The organism is Aurantiacibacter sp. KMU-128, from assembly GCF_056933515.1.
On the sequence record NZ_JBXORT010000001.1, the window covers coordinates 740817 to 763958 of the forward strand.

33 protein-coding genes are annotated in these 23142 nt (G+C 61.8%); 28 read left to right on the plus strand and 5 right to left on the minus strand.

Annotation, left to right across the window (positions count from 1 at the left end; all coding sequences use genetic code 11):
• Window positions 1-2: 2 nt before the first annotated feature.
• The 28 genes from rpsS to ACS0VV_RS03920 all read left to right on the plus strand — a co-directional run bounded on the left by rpsS (window position 3) and on the right by ACS0VV_RS03920 (window position 19038).
• Window positions 3-278, plus strand: coding sequence for a 30S ribosomal protein S19 (gene rpsS / locus ACS0VV_RS03785; protein WP_151974090.1), 276 nt, complete (start codon window positions 3-5; stop codon window positions 276-278).
• Window positions 278-655 (plus strand): 50S ribosomal protein L22, encoded by a 378-nt coding sequence (gene rplV / locus ACS0VV_RS03790; RefSeq protein ID WP_483531399.1) that lies wholly within the window; start codon window positions 278-280, stop codon window positions 653-655. The genes rpsS and rplV overlap by 1 nt, the downstream gene beginning before the upstream one ends.
• Window positions 655-1350: a 30S ribosomal protein S3 gene (gene rpsC, locus ACS0VV_RS03795; RefSeq protein WP_483531400.1), complete on the plus strand. Its 696-nt coding sequence runs from the start codon at window positions 655-657 to the stop codon at window positions 1348-1350. Before rplV ends, rpsC begins: the two co-directional genes overlap by 1 nt.
• A 14-nt stretch (window positions 1351-1364) precedes the next feature.
• Window positions 1365-1802, plus strand: coding sequence for a 50S ribosomal protein L16 (gene rplP / locus ACS0VV_RS03800; RefSeq protein ID WP_483531401.1), 438 nt, complete (start codon window positions 1365-1367; stop codon window positions 1800-1802).
• Entirely contained in the window at window positions 1802-2008 is a 207-nt protein-coding gene (gene rpmC / locus ACS0VV_RS03805; RefSeq protein WP_483531402.1) for a 50S ribosomal protein L29, read from the plus strand. The genes rplP and rpmC overlap by 1 nt, the downstream gene beginning before the upstream one ends.
• A 10-nt stretch (window positions 2009-2018) precedes the next feature.
• Complete coding sequence (gene rpsQ, locus ACS0VV_RS03810; RefSeq protein ID WP_483531403.1) at window positions 2019-2321, plus strand: 30S ribosomal protein S17; 303 nt, start codon at window positions 2019-2021, stop codon at window positions 2319-2321.
• 73 nt (window positions 2322-2394) lie between these two features.
• Complete coding sequence (rplN, locus tag ACS0VV_RS03815) at window positions 2395-2763, plus strand: 50S ribosomal protein L14 (protein ID WP_151974096.1); 369 nt, start codon at window positions 2395-2397, stop codon at window positions 2761-2763.
• Complete coding sequence (rplX, locus tag ACS0VV_RS03820; RefSeq protein ID WP_483531404.1) at window positions 2763-3083, plus strand: 50S ribosomal protein L24; 321 nt, start codon at window positions 2763-2765, stop codon at window positions 3081-3083. Before rplN ends, rplX begins: the two co-directional genes overlap by 1 nt.
• Complete coding sequence (gene rplE, locus ACS0VV_RS03825) at window positions 3076-3654, plus strand: 50S ribosomal protein L5 (protein WP_483531405.1); 579 nt, start codon at window positions 3076-3078, stop codon at window positions 3652-3654. Before rplX ends, rplE begins: the two co-directional genes overlap by 8 nt.
• Window positions 3655-3679: 25 nt before the next feature.
• Window positions 3680-3985: a 30S ribosomal protein S14 gene (gene rpsN / locus ACS0VV_RS03830; RefSeq protein ID WP_483531406.1), complete on the plus strand. Its 306-nt coding sequence runs from the start codon at window positions 3680-3682 to the stop codon at window positions 3983-3985.
• 11 nt (window positions 3986-3996) lie between these two features.
• Window positions 3997-4392 (plus strand): 30S ribosomal protein S8, encoded by a 396-nt coding sequence (rpsH, locus tag ACS0VV_RS03835; RefSeq protein WP_483531407.1) that lies wholly within the window; start codon window positions 3997-3999, stop codon window positions 4390-4392.
• A complete protein-coding gene (rplF, locus tag ACS0VV_RS03840) occupies window positions 4392-4925 on the plus strand; it encodes a 50S ribosomal protein L6 (protein WP_483531408.1) in 534 nt (177 codons plus the stop codon). Before rpsH ends, rplF begins: the two co-directional genes overlap by 1 nt.
• Window position 4926: 1 nt before the next feature.
• A complete protein-coding gene (gene rplR, locus ACS0VV_RS03845) occupies window positions 4927-5265 on the plus strand; it encodes a 50S ribosomal protein L18 (RefSeq protein WP_483531409.1) in 339 nt (112 codons plus the stop codon).
• Window positions 5265-6062, plus strand: a complete 798-nt coding sequence (gene rpsE / locus ACS0VV_RS03850; RefSeq protein ID WP_483531410.1) for a 30S ribosomal protein S5 — start codon at window positions 5265-5267, stop codon at window positions 6060-6062. The genes rplR and rpsE overlap by 1 nt, the downstream gene beginning before the upstream one ends.
• A 5-nt stretch (window positions 6063-6067) precedes the next feature.
• On the plus strand, window positions 6068-6244 hold the full coding sequence (gene rpmD / locus ACS0VV_RS03855) for a 50S ribosomal protein L30 (RefSeq protein ID WP_007164605.1): 177 nt from the start codon (window positions 6068-6070) through the stop codon (window positions 6242-6244).
• Window positions 6245-6384: 140 nt separating this feature from the next.
• Window positions 6385-6909 carry a 50S ribosomal protein L15 gene (gene rplO, locus ACS0VV_RS03860; RefSeq protein WP_483531411.1) on the plus strand — a complete coding sequence of 175 codons (525 nt, stop codon included), beginning with the start codon at window positions 6385-6387 and terminating at the stop codon, window positions 6907-6909.
• Between the two features lie 105 nt (window positions 6910-7014).
• Window positions 7015-8379, plus strand: coding sequence for a preprotein translocase subunit SecY (gene secY, locus ACS0VV_RS03865; protein ID WP_483531412.1), 1365 nt, complete (start codon window positions 7015-7017; stop codon window positions 8377-8379).
• 44 nt (window positions 8380-8423) lie between these two features.
• A complete protein-coding gene (locus ACS0VV_RS03870) occupies window positions 8424-9074 on the plus strand; it encodes an adenylate kinase (protein WP_483531413.1) in 651 nt (216 codons plus the stop codon).
• 61 nt (window positions 9075-9135) lie between these two features.
• A complete protein-coding gene (locus ACS0VV_RS03875) occupies window positions 9136-10221 on the plus strand; it encodes an acyltransferase family protein (protein ID WP_483531414.1) in 1086 nt (361 codons plus the stop codon).
• Window positions 10222-10251: 30 nt separating this feature from the next.
• A complete protein-coding gene (locus ACS0VV_RS03880) occupies window positions 10252-10800 on the plus strand; it encodes an SRPBCC family protein (protein ID WP_483531415.1) in 549 nt (182 codons plus the stop codon).
• 295 nt (window positions 10801-11095) lie between these two features.
• On the plus strand, window positions 11096-11464 hold the full coding sequence (rpsM, locus tag ACS0VV_RS03885; RefSeq protein ID WP_483531416.1) for a 30S ribosomal protein S13: 369 nt from the start codon (window positions 11096-11098) through the stop codon (window positions 11462-11464).
• A 57-nt stretch (window positions 11465-11521) separates the two neighbouring features.
• On the plus strand, window positions 11522-11911 hold the full coding sequence (gene rpsK / locus ACS0VV_RS03890; protein ID WP_151974109.1) for a 30S ribosomal protein S11: 390 nt from the start codon (window positions 11522-11524) through the stop codon (window positions 11909-11911).
• A gap of 114 nt (window positions 11912-12025) precedes the next feature.
• On the plus strand, window positions 12026-13081 hold the full coding sequence (locus ACS0VV_RS03895; protein WP_483531417.1) for a DNA-directed RNA polymerase subunit alpha: 1056 nt from the start codon (window positions 12026-12028) through the stop codon (window positions 13079-13081).
• Window positions 13082-13163: 82 nt separating this feature from the next.
• Entirely contained in the window at window positions 13164-13586 is a 423-nt protein-coding gene (rplQ, locus tag ACS0VV_RS03900) for a 50S ribosomal protein L17 (RefSeq protein WP_483531418.1), read from the plus strand.
• Window positions 13587-13669: 83 nt separating this feature from the next.
• On the plus strand, window positions 13670-15043 hold the full coding sequence (locus ACS0VV_RS03905; protein ID WP_483531419.1) for a serine hydrolase domain-containing protein: 1374 nt from the start codon (window positions 13670-13672) through the stop codon (window positions 15041-15043).
• A 207-nt stretch (window positions 15044-15250) separates the two neighbouring features.
• Window positions 15251-17395 (plus strand): prolyl oligopeptidase family serine peptidase, encoded by a 2145-nt coding sequence (locus ACS0VV_RS03910; RefSeq protein ID WP_483531420.1) that lies wholly within the window; start codon window positions 15251-15253, stop codon window positions 17393-17395.
• A gap of 140 nt (window positions 17396-17535) precedes the next feature.
• Window positions 17536-18129 carry a hypothetical protein gene (locus tag ACS0VV_RS03915; protein WP_483531421.1) on the plus strand — a complete coding sequence of 198 codons (594 nt, stop codon included), beginning with the start codon at window positions 17536-17538 and terminating at the stop codon, window positions 18127-18129.
• A gap of 93 nt (window positions 18130-18222) precedes the next feature.
• On the plus strand, window positions 18223-19038 hold the full coding sequence (locus ACS0VV_RS03920; RefSeq protein WP_483531422.1) for a hypothetical protein: 816 nt from the start codon (window positions 18223-18225) through the stop codon (window positions 19036-19038).
• 9 nt (window positions 19039-19047) lie between these two features.
• Here the strand turns inward: ACS0VV_RS03920 and ACS0VV_RS03925 are convergent, their stop codons facing one another.
• Genes ACS0VV_RS03925 through lpdA form a run of 5 tightly spaced genes read right to left on the minus strand, consistent with a single transcriptional unit; the run spans window position 19048 to window position 23069 of the window.
• Window positions 19048-19671, minus strand: a complete 624-nt coding sequence (locus ACS0VV_RS03925; protein ID WP_483531423.1) for a trimeric intracellular cation channel family protein — start codon at window positions 19669-19671, stop codon at window positions 19048-19050.
• Window positions 19668-20384, minus strand: a complete 717-nt coding sequence (locus ACS0VV_RS03930; RefSeq protein WP_483531424.1) for a PepSY domain-containing protein — start codon at window positions 20382-20384, stop codon at window positions 19668-19670. The genes ACS0VV_RS03925 and ACS0VV_RS03930 overlap by 4 nt, the downstream gene beginning before the upstream one ends.
• 32 nt (window positions 20385-20416) lie before the next feature.
• Complete coding sequence (locus tag ACS0VV_RS03935) at window positions 20417-20830, minus strand: VOC family protein (protein ID WP_483533494.1); 414 nt, start codon at window positions 20828-20830, stop codon at window positions 20417-20419.
• A 5-nt stretch (window positions 20831-20835) separates the two neighbouring features.
• Window positions 20836-21657: a hypothetical protein gene (locus tag ACS0VV_RS03940; RefSeq protein ID WP_483531425.1), complete on the minus strand. Its 822-nt coding sequence runs from the start codon at window positions 21655-21657 to the stop codon at window positions 20836-20838.
• Window positions 21657-23069, minus strand: coding sequence for a dihydrolipoyl dehydrogenase (lpdA, locus tag ACS0VV_RS03945; protein WP_483531426.1), 1413 nt, complete (start codon window positions 23067-23069; stop codon window positions 21657-21659). Before lpdA ends, ACS0VV_RS03940 begins: the two co-directional genes overlap by 1 nt.
• Window positions 23070-23142 lie beyond the last annotated feature (73 nt).

Here is a 23142-nt window from a genome sequence, read left to right on the forward strand (position 1 = left end):
TAATGGCACGTTCCGTCTGGAAAGGTCCGTTCGTCGATCTTCACCTGCTGAAGAAGGCGCAGGAAGCACAGGAAGCTGGCAACAGCAAGCCGATCAAGACCTGGTCGCGCCGTTCGACTGTGCTGCCTGATTTCGTTGGCCTGACGTTCAACGTCTACAATGGCCACAAATTCATCCCCGTCTCGGTGAGCGAAGAGATGGTCGGCCACAAGCTCGGTGAATTTGCGCCCACGCGCACCTTCCCCGGCCACGCTGCTGACAAGAAGGGCAAGCGATAATGGGCAAGGCGAAATCACCCCGCCGCGTCGCGGATAATGAAGCAATGGCTGTGGGAACCACGATCCGTGGTTCGGCGCAGAAGCTGAACCTTGTTGCCGCGCTGATCCGCGGCAAGAAGGCGGAAGAGGCGATGAACATCCTCGCTTTCTCCAAGCGCGCCATGGCGCGTGACGCCAGCAAGGTTCTGGCTTCGGCCATCGCCAATGCGGAAAACAATCACGATCTCGACGTCGACGCGCTTGTCGTCGCCGAGGCGAGCGTCGGCAAGTCGGTAACGATGAAGCGGTTCGCCACGCGCGGCCGCGGCAAATCGACGCGTATCCTCAAGCCGTTCAGCCGGCTGCGGATCGTCGTGCGCGAGCAGGAGGAAGCGTAATGGGTCACAAGAGCAATCCGATCGGCCTGCGCCTGCAGATCAACCGTACTTGGGACAGCCGCTGGTACGCCGAAGGTGGCGAATATGCGAAGCTGCTCAAGGAAGACATCGAGATCCGCAAGTTCATCACGGCAACCGTGCCGCAGGCGGCGATCTCCAAGATCGTGATCGAGCGTCCGGCCAAGCTGTGCCGCGTGTCGATCTACGCTGCGCGTCCCGGTGTCATCATCGGCAAGAAGGGCGCGGACATCGAAAAGCTGCGTGGCCAGCTTTCGAAGATGACCGACAGCGAAGTGAAGCTGAACATCGTGGAAATCCGCAAGCCGGAAGTAGATGCCAAGCTCGTCGCACAGGGCATCGCCGATCAGCTGATCCGCCGCGTGGCGTTCCGCCGCGCGATGAAGCGCGCGATGCAGTCGGCCATGCGTCTGGGTGCTGAAGGCATCAAGATCATGTGCGGCGGCCGTCTCGGCGGTGCAGAAATCGCCCGTGTCGAACAGTACCGCGAAGGCCGCGTGCCGCTGCACACGCTGCGCGCCAACATCGATTATGCCGAAGCCGAGGCGCTGACCGCCTATGGCATCATCGGCATCAAGGTGTGGGTCTTCAAGGGCGAGATTCTGGGCCACGATCCGACGGCGCAGGACCGCCTGATGATGGAATCGCAGACGTCCGGCGTCCGTCCGGCACGTTGAGGTGAGTAGATAACATGCTGCAACCGAAGAAAACCAAGTATCGCAAGGCCTTCAAGGGCAAGATCCATGGCAACGCCAAGGGCGGTACCGATCTGAACTTTGGCTCTTACGGCCTCAAGGCTCTCGAGCCCGAGAGGATCACCGCGCGCCAGATCGAAGCTGCACGTCGTGCGATCACGCGCCACATTCGCCGTCAGGGCCGTTTGTGGATCCGCGTGTTCCCAGATCTGCCGGTGTCGAAAAAGCCTGCGGAAGTGCGTCAGGGTAAGGGCAAGGGCTCGGTCGAATACTGGGCTGCCCGCGTAAAGCCGGGCCGCGTGCTGTTCGAACTCGACGGCGTCCCCGGCCCGCTGGCCGCTGAAGCCTTCAGCCGTGCAGCGATGAAGCTGCCGATCAAGACCAAGGTCATTGCCCGTCTGGGCGATACCTCGCATTTGGGCGGAGACAAGTAATGGCTTCCATGGAAGACCTTCGCACGAAGACCGACGACCAGCTCGCCGAGCAGCTCGTCGCGCTCAAGAAAGAGCAGTTCAACCTGCGCTTCCAGGCTGCGACCAACCAGCTCGAAGGGTCCGCCCGCGTCAAGCAGGTGCGCCGCGAGATCGCGCAGATCAAGACTCTTCAGGGCGAACGCGCCGCTGAAGCAGCCAAGGCTTAAGGAGCAAACGATGCCGAAGCGTATTCTCACCGGTATTGTCACCTCCGACAAGACCGACAAGACTGTGACCGTGAATGTCGAGCGCCGGGTGAAGCACCCGCTGTATGGCAAGATCATCAAGCGGTCGAAGAAGTATCACGCGCACGACGAGAAGAACGAATACGTCGTGGGTGACAAGGTTCGCATCGAGGAGACCCGACCGATCTCCAAGACCAAGACCTGGACGGTGATTGACCGTCTCGTCGCCAGCAAGGGGCAGGCTGTGGAAGCCAACCTCGATGTCGCAGAAGCCACTCCGGGTAACGCCGAGTAATTTGACGTTAGGAACTGCCGGGCCCCAGTCGATTTTGGGTGTCTCGGCAAGCCAATGAGAAGGAACCGGATCAATGATCCAGATGCAATCCAATCTCGACGTCGCGGACAATAGCGGCGCCAAGCGCGTCCAGTGCATCAAGGTGCTGGGCGGCTCGAAGCGCCGGTTCGCGAGTGTCGGAGACGTGATCGTGGTTTCCGTAAAGGAAGCCCAGCCGCGTGCCCGCGTGAAGAAGGGTGACGTTCACCGCGCGGTGATCGTGCGTACCCGCAAGGATGTCCGCCGCCCCGATGGCAGCGTGATCCGTTTCGACAGCAATGCCGCGGTTCTCGTCAACAAGAACGAAGAGCCGATCGGCACGCGTATCTTCGGGCCGGTTGTGCGCGAACTGCGCGGCAAGGGCTTCATGAAGATCATCTCGCTCGCTCCGGAGGTGCTGTGATGGGCGCTGCAAAGATCAAGAAGGGTGACACCGTCGTTGTCCTGTCCGGCAAGGACAAGGGCCAGACCGGCACTGTCCAGCAGGTTATGCCGAAGGATGGCAAGGTGCTGGTGGAAGGCGTCAATGTGATGACCCGCCACCGCAAGCCGAGCCAGGCGAACCCGCAGGGCGGCATTGACCGTGTTCCCGCACCGCTGGCGATCTCGAAGGTCGCTATCGCCGATCCCAAGGATGGCAAGCCCACCCGCGTCCGTTTCGAAACGAAGGACGGCAAGAAGGTGCGCGTTGCTGTCAAGTCCGGGGAGACCATCGATGGCTGATTATACCCCCCGCCTGAAGCATAAGTATCAGGCCGAGATCGTGAAGGCGATGACCGAGAAGTTCGGCTACGCCAACCCGATGCAGGTTCCGAAGCTGGAAAAGATCACGCTCAACATGGGTGTGGGCGAAGCCAGCCAGGACAAGAAGAAGGTCCAGACGGCCGCTGAGGAAATGCAGCTGATTGCCGGCCAGAAGCCGGTGATTACCAAGGCCAAGAAGTCGATCGCCCAGTTCAAGCTGCGCGACGGTATGCCGATCGGCTGCAAGGTCAATCTGCGTCGTGACCGGATGTACGAATTCCTCGATCGTCTGGTGACGATCGCGATGCCGCGCATCCGCGACTTCCGCGGCCTCAATCCGAATTCGTTCGATGGCAATGGCAACTACGCCATGGGCATCAAGGAGCAGATCATCTTCCCCGAGATCAGCTACGACAGGATCGAAAAGGTGCGTGGCATGGACATCATCGTCACCACCACCGCAAAGACCGATGAAGAAGCGCGCGAATTGCTGCGTCTCTTCGGGTTCCCGTTCCCGGCCGAGCAGGCCGAAGACAAGGAAGCGGCGTGAAGCCGCTTAGGAGAGCTTAAGTCCAATGGCGAAACTGAGTTCCATTAACAAGAACGAGAAGCGCAAGGTTCTCGTCAAGAAGTATGCCGCGAAATACGCGAAGCTGAAGGCAATTGCCGACGATGAGTCGCTCGATGATACCGAGCGTCTGATGGCACGCCTGAAAATGGCCGAGCTTCCTCGCAATGCGAACCCCACGCGTGTTCGCAACCGCTGCAACACCACCGGCCGCCCGCGCGGCTATTACCGCAAGTTCGGCCTTTGCCGTATCGAACTCCGTGATCTCGCCAACAAGGGCATGATCCCGGGCGTGACCAAGTCGAGCTGGTGAGGAATTAGACTATGCCTATGACCGATCCCCTGGGTGATATGCTCACCCGTATCCGCAACGGCCAGCAGGCGAAGAAGGATTCCGTCCTCTCGCCCGCGTCGAAGCTGCGTGCGAACGTGCTCGAAGTGCTCCAGCGCGAAGGCTACATCCGTGGCTACAGCGAAGACACCACGGGCAAGCACCCCGCGCTGCGGATTGAACTGAAGTATTTCGAGGGCGAGCCTGCGATCAAGCACATCGCCCGCGTGTCCAAGCCGGGTCGCCGCGTCTATTCGGGTTCGAAGGAACTGCCGATGGTGCGCAACGGCCTTGGTATCACCATCGTCTCGACGCCCAAGGGCGTGCTCTCGGATAACGAAGCGCGCAACGACAATGTCGGCGGTGAAGTGCTGGCGGAGGTGTTCTGATGAGCCGCATCGGTAAAAGGCCGGTTGCGATTCCGGCAGGTGTCACCGCCAAGATCGACAACGGCGTGCTGAGCGTAAAGGGCCCCAAGGGCGAGCTCTCCATGTCCATGTTCGAGCTGATCGAATACAAGATCGAAGGCGAGGAAATCCAGGTCAACCCGATCAACAAGACCAAGCAGGCCCGTCAGTTCTGGGGCATGCAGCGCACGCTGGTGCAGAACCTGGTCGACGGGGTGAGCGAAGGTTTCGTCAAGGTGCTGGAAATCACCGGCGTCGGTTACCGTGCGCAGGCGCAGGGCAAGAAGCTGAAGCTTCAGCTCGGTTTCTCGCACGACATCGATCTCGATGTTCCCGAAGGCCTGACGGTCAACACGCCCGACCAGACCACGGTCGAAATTTCGGGCATCGACAAGCAGAAGGTCGGTCAGTTCGCTGCCGAGATCCGCGAATGGCGCAAGCCCGAGCCGTACAAGGGCAAGGGCGTGAAGTATCGCGGCGAGTACATCTTCCGCAAGGAAGGAAAGAAGAAGTAAGATGGCAAAGCTTTCTCTCTTTGAACGTCGTCGTCGCCGCGTGCGTACCGCGCTGCGCAAGCGTGCCGGTGGCAAGCCCCGCCTGTCGGTGCATCGCACCGGTCAGCACATTTACGCGCAGATCATCGACGATGCTGATGGCCGCACCGTGGCCGCCGCCAATACGCTGGGTGGCAAGGGCGCCAATGTCGAAGCCGCTGCCAAGGTGGGCAAGGATATTGCCGCCGCTGCCAAAAAGGCCGGTGTGACCTCTGTCGTGTTCGATCGCGGCGGGTTCCTGTTCCATGGTCGCGTCAAGGCGCTGGCCGATGCCGCTCGCGAAGGCGGGCTGGAGTTCTGATGATGGCTGACGAAACCAACAACACCGAAGAGACCACCCCCGAAGCCGTGGTGGACAATGCGGGCGAAACGCCCACACCGACCACTACCGAGAGCGAGGCTCACGCCAACCAGGATGCGGCGCAGGGCGACGAAGGTCGTCCCCGTCAGCGCGGCGGTCGCGGTGGCCGTGACGACAATCGTGGCGGTGGTCGCGATGGCGGACGTGGCCGTGGCCGTGGACGCGATGATCGCCGTGGCCGCGATGGCGATGACGATGGTGGCGAGGAGCTGATCGAAAAGCTCGTGCACATCAATCGCGTTGCGAAGGTGGTGAAGGGCGGTAAGCGCTTCGGCTTCGCTGCGCTGGTCGTGGTGGGTGACGGCAAGGGCCGCGTTGGCTTTGGCCATGGCAAGGCCCGCGAAGTGCCTGAAGCCATCAACAAGGCAACTGCTGCCGCCAAGAAAAAGATGATCCGCGTTCCGCTTAAGGAAGGCCGCACGCTGCACCATGACGGAACCGGCCACTTTGGCGCTGGCCGCGTGGTGGTCCGCTCGGCACCTCCCGGCACCGGCATCATCGCCGGTGGCCCGATGCGCGCCGTGTTCGAAGCGCTGGGCGTGGCTGACGTGGTGACCAAGTCGGTCGGCACTTCCAACCCCTACAACATGATCCGCGCCACTTTCGACGGCCTGGGCAACCAGTCTTCGCCGAAGTCGGTTGCACAGCGTCGCGGCAAGAAGATTGCCGATCTGCTGGGCCGTGGCGGCGCGAGCGAAGCCGAGGCGAAGGCCGAAGCTGAAGCGATTGCGGAGTAATCGACATGGCAACTATCAAGATCAAGCAGATCGGTTCGCCGATCCGCCGTCCAGAAAGCCAGCGCAAGATCCTGATCGGTCTTGGGCTGAACAAGATGCACAAGGTTGTCGAACGGCAGGATACCCCTGAAGTTCGCGGCGCGGTCGCCAAGATCCCGCACCTTGTGGAGATCGTGGACTGATTTGACAGTGACGGAAGGGAAATCGTCCCTTCCCGTCATTCCGGCGAAGGCCGGAATCCGGAATGCTCCGCGCGCGCATTCCTGGGCTTAGCAACTGGGCCCCGGCCTTTGCCGGGGTAAACTACAGCGAGTGCAAGATTATGAAACTGAATGACATCCGTGACAATGAAGGCTCCCGCAAGGGCCGCATTCGCGTCGGCCGTGGTATCGGCTCGGGCAAGGGCAAGACCGCCGGTCGCGGCCAAAAGGGCCAGAAGAGCCGTTCGGGCGTCGCCATCAAGGGCTTCGAAGGCGGCCAGATGCCGCTGCATATGCGCCTGCCGAAGCGCGGCTTCAACAACCCGTTCGGCAAGGATTATGCCGAAGTCAATCTCGGCCAGATCCAGAAGCTCGTCGACAATGGCAAGCTGGACGCCAAGGCAACTGTCGATCACGCCGCGCTGAAGGCTGCCGGTGTGGCGCGCGGTGGCAAGGACGGCGTGCGTCTTCTCGGCAAGGGCGAACTCACCGCCAAGCTGACTTTCCTCGTTGCCGGTGCCTCGAAGGGCGCTGTTGCCGCGGTCGAGAAGGCGGGCGGCAAGGTCGATGTCATCGATCTGGGCAAGCCAGAGCACGAGAAGAAGGCCGAACGCGCTGCGGCCAACAAGGCCAAGAAGGCCGGATAAAACCAAAAAACAGGGAGCGCGGGTTCGACATCGCGCCCGCGCCTCCCTATCTACCTCTCCTGAGCCGGGAGGGACCGGCGTCAACACCAGGATTACCAACGTATCATGGCTTCACGCGCCGATAATATCGCAAGCACGCTGAGCTTCGCCAACTTTTCCAAGGCGACCGAACTCAAGCAGCGTATCTGGTTCACCATCGGGGCACTGATCGTGTTCCGCTTCCTCAGCTTCGTGCCGCTGCCGGGTGTGAACCCCGCCGTGCTGGAAACGCTGTATGACCAGACGCGCGGCGGCATCCTCGACATGTTCAACATGTTCTCCGGCGGCTCGCTCGAACGGATGAGCCTGATCGCGCTCGGCGTAATGCCTTACATCACCGCGTCGATCGTGGTGCAGATGGCAGCGGCCCTGCATCCCTCGCTTATCGCCATCAAGAAAGAGGGCGAAGCGGGGCGCAAGAAGCTCAACCAGTATACCCGCTATGGCACGGTGTTCCTGTGCGCCATCCAGGGCTGGTTCCTGGCCAGCGGGCTTGAGGCGTACGGGGCGCAGAGCGGTTTGCAGGCGGTGGTGAACCCCGGCCTGGTCTTCAAGATCGTGGCGGTTATCAACCTTGTCGGCGGCACCATGTTCCTCCTCTGGCTGGGTGAGCAGGTAACGAGCCGCGGCATCGGCAATGGCGTATCGCTCATCATTATGGCCGGTATTGTCGCGCAATTCCCGACTTTCACCGCCAACCTGTTCGAGGGCGGTCGTTCGGGCTCGATCAGCGGCGTGGTTATCGGCGGTCTCGTGGTGATGATTGTGATCCTGATCCTCGTGATCTGCTTCTTCGAGCGCGCACAGCGGCGGCTGCTGATCCAGTATCCCAAGCGCGCGACGCAGCGCGGCGGGATGCAGGCAGACCGATCGCACCTGCCGCTGAAGCTCAATACCGCCGGTGTGATCCCGCCGATCTTCGCCAGCTCGCTGCTGCTGTTGCCGCTCACGATCACCCAGTTTGCGGGCAATTCGATCGACCAGAGCACGACCACGGGCCAGATTCTGCAATCCACGCTGCAATATCTGCAGCACGGGCAGCCGCTTTATATGCTGCTCTACGCGATCGGCATCATGTTCTTCGCCTTCTTCTACACCGCCGTGGTGTTCAATCCGGAAGATACGGCGGATAATCTCAAGAAGAATGGCGGCTTCATTCCGGGCATCCGTCCGGGCAAGCGCACGGCGGAATATCTCGATTATGTGCTTACCCGCATCACCGTGGTCGGAGCGCTGTATCTGACCGCGGTCTGTGTGATCCCCGAATATGGCATCGCGCAAACGGGCATCCCGCTGTTCCTTGGCGGCACCAGCCTGTTGATTGTCGTGAACGTCACGGTGGACACGATCAGCCAGATCCAGTCGCACCTGCTCGCCCACCAGTATGGCGATCTCATCAAAAAGGCTAAGTTGAAGGGCCGGATGCGCTAGGCTAGCATGGCTGGCTTAAGGTGGACGGGGAGTCAGGTCACATCATGAACATCATTCTTCTCGGGCCTCCGGGCGCTGGTAAGGGTACGCAGGCGAACCTGCTGGTGGAGCATCACGGGATGATGCAGCTCTCGACCGGCGATATGCTGCGCGAAACGCGCAAGGCGGATACCGAGCTGGGCCGACGCGTGGCAGCGGTGATGGATGCGGGCGAGCTGGTCTCGGACGAGATCGTCTCGGCGATGATTGATGCCAAGCTGGGCGAGATGGGCGACGATGTCGGCGCGATTTTTGACGGCTACCCGCGCACCGCGGCGCAGGCCCATTCGCTCGACGAGATTCTCGAAAAGCATGGCCGCAAGCTGGCGGTGGTGATCGAGCTGGCGGTGGACGAGGACGCGCTGGTTGATCGCATCACCGGCCGCTTTACCTGCGCCAATTGCGGCGAAGGCTATCACGAACGCCACAAACAGCCCGCGACCGAAGGCGTGTGCGACAAATGCGGCGGAACCGAGTTCAAGCGCCGCCCCGATGATACCGAGGAAACCGTGCGCACACGTATGGCCGAATACCGCGCCAAGACCGCACCGATCCTGCCGATCTACGAAGAACGCGGCATTGTGCAGCGGGTGGACGGTATGGCCGCCATCGGCGACGTGACCAAAGCGATTGAGAAGGCGCTCGCTTCCGCCTAAGAGGCTGTCGCGCTGCGCACCGGGCTCTCGAGGGGAGCTTTGATTCAATCACGGGGGATTCATGTTCGGACTCTGGCGATTGATTCTGGCGTTCGAGGTGGTGATCAACCACCTGTTCCTGATCCCGATCCTTGGCCCCTTCGCGGTCGTTTCGTTCTTCACCCTGTCCGGTTTTCTCATGACGATGATCATGCAGAAGACTTATGGTTACAGCGCCAAGGGCTTCGGCGCCTTCGCGCTTAACCGGGTTCTACGGCTCCATCCCAATTTCTGGTACGCAGGCCTCGTTTCGGTGATCTGTATTCTGGTGTTCGGCGAAGCGACAATGTCGACGCTCAACCGCGCCTTCACCCTGCCTGCCAACGGGTGGGAGTGGTTCCAGAACGTCAGCATGATCTATGCAGACCCCAATCCCATATCGGTGATACCGCGTCTGTCCCCGCCGACATGGGCGCTGACGGTGGAATTGCTGTTCTACGCACTGATCGGGCTGGGGCTGTCACGCGACAAGCGGCTCACCTGGGTGTGGTTCCTCGGCAGTTTTGCTTATAATTGCACCGCCTATCTGCTCAACTGGGGTATGCTGAGCGTCTACGGTTCGCTGATCGGGGGTAGCCTGCCTTTTGCGGTTGGCGCGATGACTTATCACTACAAGGACTATCTCACCGCGCAGCTTACCCGCTGGAAGTGGTCCTTGCCGTCCTTGGTGTTGCTGCGCTGGGCGATCATGTTCGCGGTGCTCGTGTTCACGATCCTCTATGGCCGCGACTGGTGGCGCGTGCGCGAGGTGTTCAACGGTTTGAACGCCTTCATGTCGGCCGGGATCATCATCTGCCTGCTCAATCTGAAGCTCGCACCCAAATGGAAGAAGCTCGACACCCGCTTGGGTGACTTCTGTTATCCCGTTTATCTGCTCCACTGGCAGGCCGCGGCGATTGCCTCGATCGTGCTCTTCGGGCGCGGAGTGAAGGGGCCGCATCTTGAAGGGCTGATGAATTTCGGGCCAGCGATGGTCGTGCTTTTCCTGCTGTGTTGCGTTTCGGTCTACGGTATCGATCCGGCGGTAAGCAAAATCCGCGACAGGGTGCGGGCAAGGGCGAATGCAAAGGGTGCTGCCGATATTGTCCGGCAAGCTGGAGCGCCCTAGAGAAGGGCGGGGCTAGTTGGAGGGAAAGCGGTGAGGATTATAGTGACGGCAGGGGCGCTGGCTTTGGCTTGCGCTTTTCCGGCCCCCGCCGCAGCGCTAACCCTACCGGGCGATGCTGACGGGTTCGCCTCGTCCAACAGCGCCGTCGTCGCTGCGCCGCGTGCCGAGGTTTGGCGCGAACTGGTGCATCCGGAAAACTGGTGGACGCACACATGGTCTGACAATCCGGCAAATCTGCGCCTCGAGGCCATAGCGGGCGGCTGCTTTTGCGAGACGATCCCCGCCACCGATGGTTGGCCCGCAGGCTCGGTCGAACATATGCGTGTGGTGATGGTGATGCCGGGCAGTGTATTGCGGATGTCTGGCTCGCTCGGCCCGCTGCAATCCGAAGGGCTGGCGGGAACGCTTACCGTCACGCTAAGCGATGAAGGCCAGGGCACCCGCATCCAATGGGACTATGTCACCGGCGGCCATTCGCGCATCGATCTGGAAATGCTCGCGCCGATTGTGGACAATGTGCAGCGCGAATTTCTCGGCGGACTGGTAGCCCGGCTCGGCGGCGAAGTGGAGGAGGGTTAACGCCCGTTTTGACTAGCGTGCAAGGCCGCGCTATAAGCCTGCCGACAACGAGGTCGCACACCAGCGGGCAGTGGTTCTCCACCTGCTCGCTTTCGCCTGTTGACGTAGGCGGTGAATCACCCTATCTGCGCCCTTCATTCGTAGCATTGCGAGCAGATTCTTTATTGGCGGCAGCCTCTTGCGCGCCAGTCGAAGGGCTTGATTGCAGACTGCGGTTGGTATCAGCGATGAGATAGGGGCGGCCCTTCCGATGCTTCGGAAACACGCTAAACCCCTGTGGAGCATGGAGATTTAAGTGGCTCGTATTGCCGGGGTAAACATCCCCACAAACAAGCGCGTGATTATCGCGCTCACCTATATTCACGGTATCGGTCCGACTACGGCGCGCAAGATCGTCGACAAGCTGGGCATTGATCACGCGACTCGCGTGCAGGATCTGTCGGACGGCGAAGTCCTGCAGATTCGCGAAACCATTGACGCAGACTACACCGTGGAAGGCGACCTTCGTCGTGACACCGCGATGAATATCAAGCGCCTGATGGACCTCGCCTGCTATCGCGGCCTGCGTCACCGTAAGGGCCTTCCGGTCCGCGGTCAGCGCACCCACACCAACGCCCGCACCCGCAAGGGCAAGGCCAAGCCGATCGCCGGCAAGAAGAAGTAAGCCGGGGAACATTTCCCGCGCTTTTCCCTTCTCTTCGAGACACGAGGAACACGAACAATGGCACGCGAACCAGGCCGTATCCGGCGCCGCGACAAAAAGAACATCTCCAGCGGCGTCGCGCACGTCAATGCGAGCTTCAACAACACCATGGTGACGATCACCGATGCGCAGGGCAATGCCATCAGCTGGTCGAGCGCCGGCATGATGGGCTTCAAGGGCAGCCGCAAGTCGACTCCCTATGCCGCACAGGTCGCCGCAGACGATGCCGGCAAGAAAGCCGCCGAACACGGTGTCCGCACGCTGGAAGTCGAAATCAAGGGCCCGGGTTCGGGCCGCGAAAGCGCTCTGCGCGCGCTGCAGGCGGTGGGTTTCACCATCACCAGCATCCGCGATGTGACGCCGATCCCGCACAACGGCGTTCGCCCGTCCAAGCGTCGTCGCGTCTGATCGAAGCCTGCCGCGTCGGGCATCCGGCCTGACGCACTCACAGTCATCGCATCGGCCGCGGCGGTTTTCGCACCCCGCGGCTTTTGCGCCACAAAACACCTTTAGGGGAAGTCCATGTCCGTCAATACCAAGAACTGGCAGGAACTGAAGAAGCCCAACTCTCTCGAAATCAAGGAAGGCACGGACAAGAAGCGCAAAGCGACTTTCGTTGCCGAACCGCTCGAGCGTGGCTACGGCCTGACGCTCGGTAACGCACTGCGCCGCGTGCTGCTCGCCAGCCTGCAGGGCGCCGCGATCACTTCGATCAAGATCGAAAACGTGCTGCACGAATTCAGCAGCCTCGCCGGTGTACGCGAAGACGTCACCGACATCGTGCTGAATGTGAAGCAGATCGCGCTCAAGATGGAAGGCGAAGGCCCCAAGCGCCTGCAGCTGTCCGCCACCGGCCCCGGCGAAGTCAAGGCTGGCGACATTGCCGTGTCGGGCGATATCGAAATCCTCAACAAGGATCTCGTGATCTGCCATCTGGACGAAGGCGCAACGCTCAATATGGAGCTGACCGCCGACACCGGTAAGGGTTATGCCCCCGCCGTTGCCAACCGTCCGGTTGACGCACCGATCGGCCTGATCCCGGTCGACAGCCTGTATTCGCCGATCAAGCAGGTCAGCTACAAGGTCGAGAACGCCCGTGTGGGTCAGGAACTCGACTTCGACAAGCTGAGCCTGACGGTGGAAACCGACGGCACGGTCACGCCGGAAGACGCGGTGGCCTATGCCGCGCGCATCCTGCAAGACCAGCTGACGCTGTTCGTCCACTTCGAAGACGGCATCCCGCAGCCGCAGGGAACGATGATCGGTGTGGCTGCAGAGCCGCAGGAATCGGACACCAACCAGCTCAACCGTTATCTTCTCAAGAAGGTGGACGAGCTGGAACTGTCGGTCCGTTCGGCCAACTGCCTCAAGAACGACAACATCATCTATATCGGCGATCTGGTGCAGAAGACCGAAGCCGAGATGCTGCGCACCCCGAATTTTGGCCGCAAGTCCTTGAACGAAATTAAGGAAGTGCTCTCCAGCATGGGCCTGCGCCTCGGCATGGACATCCCCGGATGGCCGCCCGAGAACATCGAAGAAATGGCCAAAAAGCTCGAACAAGAGCTGCTCGGCTAATCAGGGTAACGGCGGCGCACCCTAAGCGCCGCCAGCACTGGGCTGCCGTAAGACGGGCCCTTTTCGAACTGGAGTAAAGAATATGCGTCACGGTATTTCCGGCCGTAAGCTCAGCCGCAAGAGTCAGCACCGCACCGCCATGTTCCGCAACATGGCAGCTGCGCTGATCAAGCACGAGCAGATCACCACCACCACTGCCAAGGCGAAGGAACTGCGTCCCTACGTCGAGAAGCTGGTCACGCTTGCAAAGCGCGGCGGCCTGTCGAACCGTCGTCTGGCGCAAAGCCGCCTGATGGACGACACGCAGCTGAAGAAGCTGTTCGACGTTCTGGCCGAGCGTTATGCCGACCGTGAAGGCGGCTACACCCGCATCATCAAGGCCGGCTACCGCGCCTCGGACGCTGCCCCCATCGCGATCATCGAATTTGTTGACCGCGACGAAGACGCCAAGGGCCAGGACAGCGGCCCCGATATGAGCGAGATGGACGAATACGAAGACGCCTAAGTTTTCGGGAGAGGACGAAAAGGGCCGTCGGACACGATCCGGCGGCCCTTTTCTTTTGCGCGAATGCTGGCAGAGTGCGCGCCATGATCCGCACGACATTGCTCGCAGCCGCCACGCTGCTCTTCGCCACTCCCGCCACTGCACAGAGCATCTCGCAAAGGGATCTCCAGAGCCGCTATGACCGCGCGCTGGCGGCGGGATACAAGGCGATGTTCCTGTGCAGTGCGATTGCGAATGCGGAGCGCAATGGGACAACGCGTACGCCGGAAAGCGTGATGGAGTGGGAGCTGACAGGTATCCAGTCGCCATTGAACGAGATTGTTGGAGAGCTTTCGTTTGCGATAGCGCGGACACCGGATGGTTTGATCGATAATGTTGCCGTGCAGTGGGACGCAACCATGCCCCCCCGTTACGCAGTTCACACCCCACATGCAGGATGCACGATTGCACCAATAGGGATTGCCGTTCACGCGCGCGAAGATGGTTTGCGGTCCCCGCCACCGTTTCGACCCAGGGCTCAGTTGCAGGGCACCGATACGATAACGTTGCCTTTCACCGAGGCATTTGATGGCACATTTGGCGCGGATAGCCGGACCACTGCGGTCGTCGTGCTAAGCGACAGGTTACCGCGCGGTCGGGCGGAAATCTACGCGGAAGGTATCAATGCTTCGACGCCGCAGCGCACATGGTCCGTCGCCAAGAGCATTGCGGCGACCCTTGTCGGTGCCGCCGTGCAGCGCGGTGAAACCAGCGTGGAATTCTCTGCGGGCCTCGGTGAAGGCGACGACGATCCACGTCGTGCAATTACCATTGATGACGCCTTGCGCATGGCGACAGGGCGCTATTCCGATACGCCAGGCAATCGCACCGATGCGCTCTATTTTGGCGGGGCGACGGTGGACGAAGTGGCTGTGGACTGGCCGCTGATCGTTGCGCCGGGCAGCACCTTTCGTTATGCCAACAACGATACTCTTGCTGCGATACAGGCAATTGAGCCAACTCTAACCGAGCACTCTCCGGCTGATCTGTTCGCGACATTGCGGATGCAGCATACCGTTGCCGAAACCGACTGGCAGGGTAATTACATCCTCTCCAGCCAGGTCTGGTCGAACGCCCGCGATCTCGCACAGTTCGGCGAGCTCTACCTTAATGACGGCGTCCTGCCCGACGGCACACGCATCCTCCCCGAAGGTTGGGTCGAGTACGTCTCCACGCCCTCCGGCCCGCAGCCGAACGGGGCGAATGGCTGGGGCTATGGCGCGGGGTGGTGGTTGCTCAACAATCACGAGGGCATCCCGGCGGACACGATCCTTGCTGCGGGCAATCGCGGGCAGTTTATCGTTGTTGTGCCAAGCCGCGATGTCGTGATCGTGCGACGAGGAGAAGACCCGGCGGGGGGCTCGGGGTTTGATATCGAGGCCTTCACCCGCGATGTGCTGGCGGCGTTGGAGGAATAGTTACATCTTGCCTAACCCGCTCATGCTGAGCCTGTCGAAGCATTGTTTTTCCTGTCCGCGCTCGATCAGAAAGTGAAGGACAACCCTTCGACAAGCTCAGGGTGAGCGGGAAGTAAGGGATGTGCGTTGGACGAGCTTGCATCGCACCCGTTTCATCGCCAACTATACCGCGCAACAACGGACCACACCCTTACCCCATGAGGCCCAATGAACCGTCACCTTCTTGCCGCTGCTGCGGCTGTCGCCATCATCGCTCCGGCTGCTAGTGCGCAGGATATGAGCGCGCCCGCCTATCCCGAAACCCGCACCGGCGATGTCGTGGAAACGATCTTTGGCGAAGAGGTCGCCGATCCCTATCGCTGGCTCGAAGATGATGTGCGCAACAACCCCGAAGTCGCCGCGTGGGTAGAGGCGCAAAATGCGGTCACCGATGCCTATCTCGAAAACCTGCCGATGCAGGAATATTTCAACACCCGCATTGCCGAGCTGACCGATTACGAGCGCATGGGCATACCGGTTGCGCGCGGCAACCGCTATTTCTTTACCCGCAATACCGGCCTGCAAAACCAGTCGCCGCTCTATTATCAGGACGGGCTTGATGGTGAACCGCAGTTGCTGATCGACCCGAACGCATGGGCCGATGATGGCGCAACCGCGCTCGGCGGATGGGTGCCGTCGCCCGATGGCACGAAGCTGCTCTACAGCGTGCAGGACGGCGGCACCGACTGGCGTATCGTGCGCGTGCTCGATGTCGCGACCGGCGAACATATCGGTGAGGATATCCGCTGGGTGAAGTTCTCCGGTCTCAGCTGGGTGGGCAATGATGGCTTCACCTATTCGCGCTTCCCCGAGCCGGAGGAGGGCGAGGATTTTCAGGCGCTCAATTACAACCAGGCGGTGTATTACCACGCGCTTGGCACTGACCAATCCGCCGACCAGCTGGTTTTCTCTACCCCCGACCACCCCGAACGCGGCCACGGCGCGGGTGTGACCGATGATGATCGGTGGATGGTGATCGTTTCCTCCACGGGCACCGATTCGCGCTACGAAATCCATATGATCGATCTCGATGCGCGCGAGACCAATGGCTGGGAAGCGAACCCGCTCGTCACCGGCTTCGAGCATAGCTGGAACCTGATCGAGAGCGTCGGCTCGACGCTCTATTTCACCACCAATATGGACGCGCCGCTTTACCGCATCGTGTCGATCGACATGGACAATATCGACGCGGGCTGGACGGAAATCGTCCCCGAACGCGAGCAACCCATCAACGGCGCGTCGATGGTCGGCGGGCATCTGATCGTCGAATATCTCGAAGACGCCTCTTCCAGCGCCTATGTGATGACGCTCGAGGGCGAGCTGGTGCGCGAGATCGAATTTGCCGGCCTCGGCAGCGCGGGCGGCTTCGGCGGATCGCCGACCGAGAGCGAGACCTTCTACAGCTTCTCCAGCTTCAACCGTCCGGGTACGATCTACCGCTACGATGTGGTGAGCGGGGAGACTTCCACCTTCGCCGCGCCAGAAGTGACCTTCAACCCCGACAATTTCGTGGTCGAACAGCAATTCTACGAAAGCCTTGACGGCACCCGGGTGCCGATGTTCATCGTCCGGCGCGCCGATCTCGCCGCCAGCGGGGAGGCCATGCCAACGCTGCTCTACGGCTATGGCGGGTTTGACATCTCGCTCACTCCCGGCTTCTCGCCCAGCCGCTTGGCATGGGTGGAAGCGGGCGGGGCCTTCGTGATGGCGAATATCCGCGGCGGCGGCGAATATGGCCGCGCGTGGCACGATGGCGGTCGCCGCGCGAACAAGCAGAACGTGTTCGACGATTTCATCGCTGCGGGTGAGTATCTGATCGCCGAAGGCATCACGCCGGAGGACGGGCTCGCGATCCAGGGCGGCTCCAATGGCGGCCTGCTCGTCGGCGCAGTGGTCAACCAGCGTCCAGATCTCTTCGCGGCAGGCAATGCTGCGGTGGGCGTGATGGATATGTTGCGTTTCGACCAGTTTACCGCTGGCCGCTATTGGGTGGACGATTACGGCTATCCCGACCGCGAGGAAGACTGGCGCATCCTGCGCGCCTATTCGCCCTATCACAATATCACGCCCGACACCGACTATCCGGCGCTGCTGGTGACGACGGCGGACACCGATGACCGCGTGGTGCCGGGGCACAGCTTCAAATACACCGCCGCGCTGCAGGCCGCGAACCTTGGCGAGCGGCCGCAACTGATCCGCATCGAGACCCGCGCGGGCCACGGATCGGGCAAGCCGACCGACAAGGCGATCGAGGAAGCGGCAGATATTTTGAGCTTCCTTGGCTATTGGACCGGGCTGCAAGCGCCCGAATAAGGCTGGTTCTGGCATTCAGGAATTAGGCCTGTTTCCTGAATGTCAGCCAACCGGCGGGTTCAGGATCGGCTCAACGGCGATTCGGTAGAACCCTTCATATCGATGGCAAAGGTGCCGTCGGTCACTGAAGGAGAAGCCTTATGAAAACCATGTCCAAAGCCTTGGCCAAGGGTGCGTTCGCCACTGTTGCGGCCGGCGCCATGGCCGCGGCAGCTCCCGCCGCAGCGCAGGATCGCCATCATGATCGTGATGACGGACTGTCCGCAGGCGAAGTGATCGCCGGTGCGGTCATTCTCGGCGGTCTTGCCGCTGTGATCCTGTCCGGTGATGATGACCGCGATGACTACCGCTATCGCGATGATTATCGCTACCGCGACGGCGACTACCGCTCGCGTGACCGCGACTATCGCTACGATGACCGGGACTATCGCGGAGACCGGCGCTACAGTCGTGGGCTGAATGCACGAAGCGCAGTCGAACGTTGTGTCGAGGCCGCCGAACGCCGCGCGCAGCGTTACTCGGGTGCTCGCGCCGAAGTCTATGAAATCTACGATGTCGACCGCGAGCGCGGCGGCTTCGAGGTCAAGGGCCGGATCGCGGTGCGTGAAGGGCGCGGCTATGGCTACCGCCGCGGCTATCGCAATGATGGCTGGGAAGAAGGACGCTTCGAATGCGATGTGCGCCGTGACGGACGGATCACCGATCTCGATTTCAGCGGCATTCGCGGCCTCTAAGCAGGCATTGTAAAAGACCGGGCGGTTCAGGCTGGTGTCAGCCTGGGCCGCCTAGTCGTGGACGCGATATATCGCAAACAGGGGTAAGGTCGCATGGCCCTCGTCAATTTTCGCGCCGCAAGTGTTGCCGCTCTCGCAGGCACTTTCGTTTTCAGCGCGGTTCCGGTGCAAGCCGCCGATGCCAGTGCTGTCTCTGGCGTAACCGCACGGACCGCTACGCTGGCGGATAGCGGAGTGACCGGCTCCGAATGGAACGCCTATGCCGATCCGTGGACGCGCCGCTATCGCCGTCGCCACTACCGGCGCGGGGTCGATGTCGGCGATGTGGTGACGGGCGTGCTCATTTTGGGGGCGCTCGCGACGATCATTGATGCGGCGGACGGCGATGATCGCCGGCGGGACCACCGCGACAGCGATTACGATTACGAGCGCAATGCCGACCGCCGCAACCGTGATTACGACCGCGACTACGAAAGCAATGGCATCGCCAATGCCGCTGATATGTGCGTCGACCAGGTTGAGCGCGGCGATGCGCGGGTCGATTATGTCACCAGCGCGCGGCGCACCGCCGATGGCTGGCGGGTCGAAGGCACTTTGACCAGCGGCGAGGGCTGGAATTGCTGGATCGACAATGACGGACGCATCCGCAGCGTCGATTTCGGTGGTGAGGACTATTCGGCGGTGCAGGCATCGGCCCCGGCTGGCACACAGTGGAGCGACGTTGACTATGCCCGCGCGCGTGCCGCCACGCGCACGCCGGTGGACAGCGAATACACCTATCGCCGCAGCGATGCGCCCTTGGTGCCCGAAGAGGCGGTTGGCCCGAGACCTGCTTATCCCGGCGGCCCGCTACCCGGTGATGAGGGTTACGAAGAAGGCTACGAAACGGCGCGCGCCGATCTCGACTGAACGCTACGCTCAGGCTTCGCGCGAATAGGCGGGCAGGCCCAGCTTGAAGCGGATGGCGGCGGCGCGCAGCGCAAAACCTGCAAGACCTGCGGTAATCCACACCGGCTCCCGCGGCAGCCCCAGCGTTTCGCCCAGCACGCAGAGCAGCGCGGAGAGTGCGGCGGCGGTCACGTACAGCTCCGGCCCCATGATGATCGACGGCCTGCCTGCCACCACGTCGCGGATGATGCCGCCGACGCAGCCGGTCACCACACCCATCATCACCGCGGGCACGGGCGGCACGCCATAGCTGAGCGCCTTCGCCGCGCCGAGTACGGCATAGGCGGTAAGTCCCAGACCGTCGGCATATTCGAGCAGCTTTCCGTCCCACCACCGCGTCGGCGTGAACCACGCGAGCAGCGCGGTGGAAAAGCACACCAGCGCAATCCACGGGTCGCGGATCCAGAACACCGGCGCATCGATCAGCAGATCACGCACCGTCCCGCCGCCCACGCCGGTGAACAGCGCGAAGAACACCATCGTCACGAAAGTCTGCCGTTCCTTGGCGGCGAGCAAGGCGCCGGACAGGGCGAAAATCGCCACCCCGACAATGTCGAGCACGTCGAGCAGCGGGGTGAGGATTTGCGGGTTCATCCGGCGGGGACTCTCACCCGCGCCTTGCGCCGCCGGAACATCAGCACGCAGCCGAGCAGCGATCCGATCACGCCCAGCGCGGCAAACAGCACCAGCACGACGTGGTTGAACGTGTTCTGCTGATCGAGCTCACGCGTTTCCAGGTCCATGATGTGCAGCCCCCACATGAAATCGAAAACCCGCCACCAATCGGTGCGGATGGCGGCGATTTCGCCTGTGGTCCGATCAACATAGATATGTGTCCCGTCCTCTAAAGTGGCCCGCCATGTTGGAACGGGGCGGCGGAAATCGAAAGGCGGATTGTCCGCGCCGAAGGCTTCGAAAGCGACCGGATTGTCGCCGCCAATGATGCGCTCGGCCACCAACGCGCGGGCATAGGCTTCGTCCGCCTCCGCTATCGGGGCACCGGTGCCGTCGGCGGCGTAGCGGGTGGTATTGCCGTCTGCATCGGTGACAAACCACACGGGCCTGTTACCCTGCATCACGGCGCGCATTTCCATCGCTCCCGCATCGGGGATGTCCGGCAGAACAAGTTCGGCGGGGAGGGGAGCCTGCTCGATCTCGACGCGCAAATGGTTGCCGCGCACTTCCTCGATTGGGGTGATGACCATGACCAGCCCGGTCACCGTCCACATAAGCACCGGAACCCCGACCAGCCAGCCGAGCCAGATATGCCATTTGGCGAACAGACGCATGATTTTGGAACTTGTCATGCTCGCGCGTTAATCCGCCAAGCCGCGCAGCGCTAGTCTTTCGCGAAGAGCTGTGACCGGTCGGCAAAGGCCTTCATCTCGATGGCATTGCCTGCCGGATCGCGGAAGAACATCGTCGCCTGCTCGCCGACCTGGCCTTTGAAGCGCACCGTGGGCTCCATCACGAAACGGGTTCCGGCGGCGGTGAGGCGTTCGGCGAGTTCCTGCCACTGCGCCATATCGAGCACCACGCCGAAATGCGGCACCGGCACATCGTGCCCATCCACCGCATTGCTCGCGCGGTCGCCCGCCGCCTCGGAGAGATGCGCTACGATCTGGTGACCGTAGAAATCGAAATCGATCCAGTGGTCGGAGCTCCGCCCTTCCGCACAGCCCATCACGCCGCCCCAAAACGCGCGCGCTGCGTCGAGATCATCGACCGGAAAGGCGAGGTGGAAGGGGGGCATTGTGCTCATCGTTGCGGAACCTTCTTCAAACCCAGGGCGAGGCCGAAACCGATAATCGGCGCGGCACCATAGCCGATCAGCGGGGTCGGGTAAGCGCTCATCATTGCCATGATCGCAAAGCCGAACAATGCGCCCGCCAACGCAAAGCGCTTCTCGCGGCTGAGATGGCTGGCGAACAGGATCAGCGCGAAACTGGCTGACAGCGCGGCGGCCAGCAGCAAAGCGAGCGCGACGTTCTGCTCTGCCGCCTGCACCAGCACCCGCTCGACAAAGGGCTGCGGTGGAACTTCACCGCGCACCGCCATCACCAGCGAGGCGAAGAAGCCGATCACCACTACGCCGCCCATGCGCCAATCCTTGGTCACATGGTGGATGCCGATGGCGGCAAAAGTGATGGCAAAGCCGGTTGCGGCATCGGGCTGGAAATACGCGGCGAGGAGCGCAGCGAGGAGGATCAGTGCGCCCAGCCTGCGGTTGCGCGCTGCCAGCACGGCGAGCGGCGGCACAGCGATCATCCCGGTGTGGAGGCCCAGCGGCCCGATTTGCACCCAGCGCTTCACCGCCTGCCCGGTGACAGAATTGACCGCCTCTCCCGCCGTCAGCGGCAGCAGCATGACGAGCAGCAGCACAATAGTGAGGATATGGCGGCTCGCCGCCGTATGCGGCCCGCGTCCCACGGCCACCCACAGCGCCATCACCGCGAGTACGGCCAGATTGGCGAGCGCGTAATGCGACGGCGCGCCGCCCACGCTCATCCATACCGCGCCTGCGCCAACGGGAACCGCCAGCGCCGCAATGGCGGGGAGGCGGTTCCGTAATAGCTGCATTAGATATGGATCGGCTTGCCCTGCACACCCATCGCCGCCTCTTTAAGGGCTTCGGCATGGGTCGGGTGGGCGTGGCAGGTGTAAGCGATGTCTTCGGAGGTCGCACCGAATTCCATCGCGAGCGCGGCTTCGGCGATCATCGTTCCGGCAACGCTGGCAATCGCCCAGACGCCCAGCACGCGGTCGCTTTCGGCTTCAGCGATGACTTTCACGAAGCCGTCCGGCTCGTGATTGGTCTTCGCGCGGCTGTTGGCCGCCATCGGGAACTTGCTGGTCTTCACCTTCGCCTTGTCGCCGCCCATCTTCTCGATGGCTTGTTCCTCGGTCAGGCCGACACCGGCGATTTCGGGGAGGGTGTAGACGACGCTGGGGATCACATCGTGGTTCACAATGCCCGTCTCGCCCGCGATCCATTCGGCAACCGCAATGCCTTCATCCTCGGCCTTGTGCGCCAGCATGGGGCCGGGGACGCAATCGCCGATAGCGCGCACGCCAGCGACAGCGGTGCGGAATTCGTGATCGACCTCGATCTGGCCGCGACCATTGGTCTCCAGCCCGATATTCTCAAGGCCCAGCCCATCGGTATTGGGCTTGCGACCGATCGACACGAGCACACAATCGGCTTCCATCGTTTCAGCGTCACCGCCCGCAGCAGGTTCGAGCGTCAGCGTCGCGGTCTTACCCTTGACGGACACGCCGGTGACTTTGGTCGAAAGCTTGAACTCAATGCCCTGCTTCTTGAAAATCCTGTTCGATTCCTTGCGGACGTCGGCATCCATGCCGGGCAGGATCTGGTCGAGATACTCGACACAGGTGACCTTCGCGCCAAGGCGACGCCATACGCTGCCAAGCTCCAGCCCGATCACACCGCCGCCGATCACCACCATGTGGCCGGGGACTTTCTCAAGTTCGAGCGCGCCGGTGGAATCGACAACGACGCCTTTGGCATTGTCGACTGCGACACCGGGCAGCGGAGTGACCGAAGAACCCGTCGCAATCACGATTTCCTTCGCGGTGACTTTCTCGCCGCCCACATCCACCGTGTGCGCGTCAACGAACGTTGCGTGGCCCTTCTTCCAGTCGACCTTGTTCTTCTTGAACAGGAATTCGATGCCCTTGGTGAGCCCGTTCACCGCATCGAGACGCTGGCCGTGGAGCTTTTCCATGTTGAGCTTCGGCTTCACCTCGATACCCATTTCGGCCATCGTGCCATTGGCGGCAGCATCGAAAAATTCGGACGCGTGGAGCATCGCCTTGGACGGGATGCAGCCGACATTGAGACAGGTGCCACCGAGTGTCTCGCGGCTTTCGGCGCAGGCGGTTTTCAGCCCGAGCTGCGCAGCACGGATGGCGGCAACATAGCCGCCGGGGCCAGCACCGATAACCAGGACGTCGTAATCGTATTCAGCCATAATTCTCTCTTCCGTCATTCCGGCGGAGGCCGGAATCCAGCGTTGGCGCTGGACTGGATCCCGGCCTTCACCG

Bases quoted from the DNA above. Each gene is read 5' to 3' on its own strand.
- rpsS (WP_151974090.1), top strand. From the start codon at position 3: ATGGCACGTTCCGTCTGGAAAGGTCCGTTCGTCGATCTTCACCTGCTG.
- rplV (WP_483531399.1), top strand. From the start codon at position 278: ATGGGCAAGGCGAAATCACCCCGCCGCGTCGCGGATAATGAAGCAATG.
- rpsC (WP_483531400.1), top strand. From the start codon at position 655: ATGGGTCACAAGAGCAATCCGATCGGCCTGCGCCTGCAGATCAACCGT.
- rplP (WP_483531401.1), top strand. From the start codon at position 1,365: ATGCTGCAACCGAAGAAAACCAAGTATCGCAAGGCCTTCAAGGGCAAG.
- rpmC (WP_483531402.1), top strand. From the start codon at position 1,802: ATGGCTTCCATGGAAGACCTTCGCACGAAGACCGACGACCAGCTCGCC.
- rpsQ (WP_483531403.1), top strand. From the start codon at position 2,019: ATGCCGAAGCGTATTCTCACCGGTATTGTCACCTCCGACAAGACCGAC.
- rplN (WP_151974096.1), top strand. From the start codon at position 2,395: ATGATCCAGATGCAATCCAATCTCGACGTCGCGGACAATAGCGGCGCC.
- rplX (WP_483531404.1), top strand. From the start codon at position 2,763: ATGGGCGCTGCAAAGATCAAGAAGGGTGACACCGTCGTTGTCCTGTCC.
- rplE (WP_483531405.1), top strand. From the start codon at position 3,076: ATGGCTGATTATACCCCCCGCCTGAAGCATAAGTATCAGGCCGAGATC.
- rpsN (WP_483531406.1), top strand. From the start codon at position 3,680: ATGGCGAAACTGAGTTCCATTAACAAGAACGAGAAGCGCAAGGTTCTC.
- rpsH (WP_483531407.1), top strand. From the start codon at position 3,997: ATGCCTATGACCGATCCCCTGGGTGATATGCTCACCCGTATCCGCAAC.
- rplF (WP_483531408.1), top strand. From the start codon at position 4,392: ATGAGCCGCATCGGTAAAAGGCCGGTTGCGATTCCGGCAGGTGTCACC.
- rplR (WP_483531409.1), top strand. From the start codon at position 4,927: ATGGCAAAGCTTTCTCTCTTTGAACGTCGTCGTCGCCGCGTGCGTACC.
- rpsE (WP_483531410.1), top strand. From the start codon at position 5,265: ATGATGGCTGACGAAACCAACAACACCGAAGAGACCACCCCCGAAGCC.
- rpmD (WP_007164605.1), top strand. From the start codon at position 6,068: ATGGCAACTATCAAGATCAAGCAGATCGGTTCGCCGATCCGCCGTCCA.
- rplO (WP_483531411.1), top strand. From the start codon at position 6,385: ATGAAACTGAATGACATCCGTGACAATGAAGGCTCCCGCAAGGGCCGC.
- secY (WP_483531412.1), top strand. From the start codon at position 7,015: ATGGCTTCACGCGCCGATAATATCGCAAGCACGCTGAGCTTCGCCAAC.
- ACS0VV_RS03870 (WP_483531413.1), top strand. From the start codon at position 8,424: ATGAACATCATTCTTCTCGGGCCTCCGGGCGCTGGTAAGGGTACGCAG.
- ACS0VV_RS03875 (WP_483531414.1), top strand. From the start codon at position 9,136: ATGTTCGGACTCTGGCGATTGATTCTGGCGTTCGAGGTGGTGATCAAC.
- rpsK (WP_151974109.1), top strand. From the start codon at position 11,522: ATGGCACGCGAACCAGGCCGTATCCGGCGCCGCGACAAAAAGAACATC.
- ACS0VV_RS03895 (WP_483531417.1), top strand. From the start codon at position 12,026: ATGTCCGTCAATACCAAGAACTGGCAGGAACTGAAGAAGCCCAACTCT.
- rplQ (WP_483531418.1), top strand. From the start codon at position 13,164: ATGCGTCACGGTATTTCCGGCCGTAAGCTCAGCCGCAAGAGTCAGCAC.
- ACS0VV_RS03905 (WP_483531419.1), top strand. From the start codon at position 13,670: ATGATCCGCACGACATTGCTCGCAGCCGCCACGCTGCTCTTCGCCACT.
- ACS0VV_RS03910 (WP_483531420.1), top strand. From the start codon at position 15,251: ATGAACCGTCACCTTCTTGCCGCTGCTGCGGCTGTCGCCATCATCGCT.
- ACS0VV_RS03915 (WP_483531421.1), top strand. From the start codon at position 17,536: ATGAAAACCATGTCCAAAGCCTTGGCCAAGGGTGCGTTCGCCACTGTT.
- ACS0VV_RS03920 (WP_483531422.1), top strand. From the start codon at position 18,223: ATGGCCCTCGTCAATTTTCGCGCCGCAAGTGTTGCCGCTCTCGCAGGC.
- ACS0VV_RS03925 (WP_483531423.1), bottom strand. From the start codon at position 19,671: ATGAACCCGCAAATCCTCACCCCGCTGCTCGACGTGCTCGACATTGTC.
- ACS0VV_RS03930 (WP_483531424.1), bottom strand. From the start codon at position 20,384: ATGACAAGTTCCAAAATCATGCGTCTGTTCGCCAAATGGCATATCTGG.
- ACS0VV_RS03935 (WP_483533494.1), bottom strand. From the start codon at position 20,830: ATGCCCCCCTTCCACCTCGCCTTTCCGGTCGATGATCTCGACGCAGCG.
- ACS0VV_RS03940 (WP_483531425.1), bottom strand. From the start codon at position 21,657: ATGCAGCTATTACGGAACCGCCTCCCCGCCATTGCGGCGCTGGCGGTT.
- lpdA (WP_483531426.1), bottom strand. From the start codon at position 23,069: ATGGCTGAATACGATTACGACGTCCTGGTTATCGGTGCTGGCCCCGGC.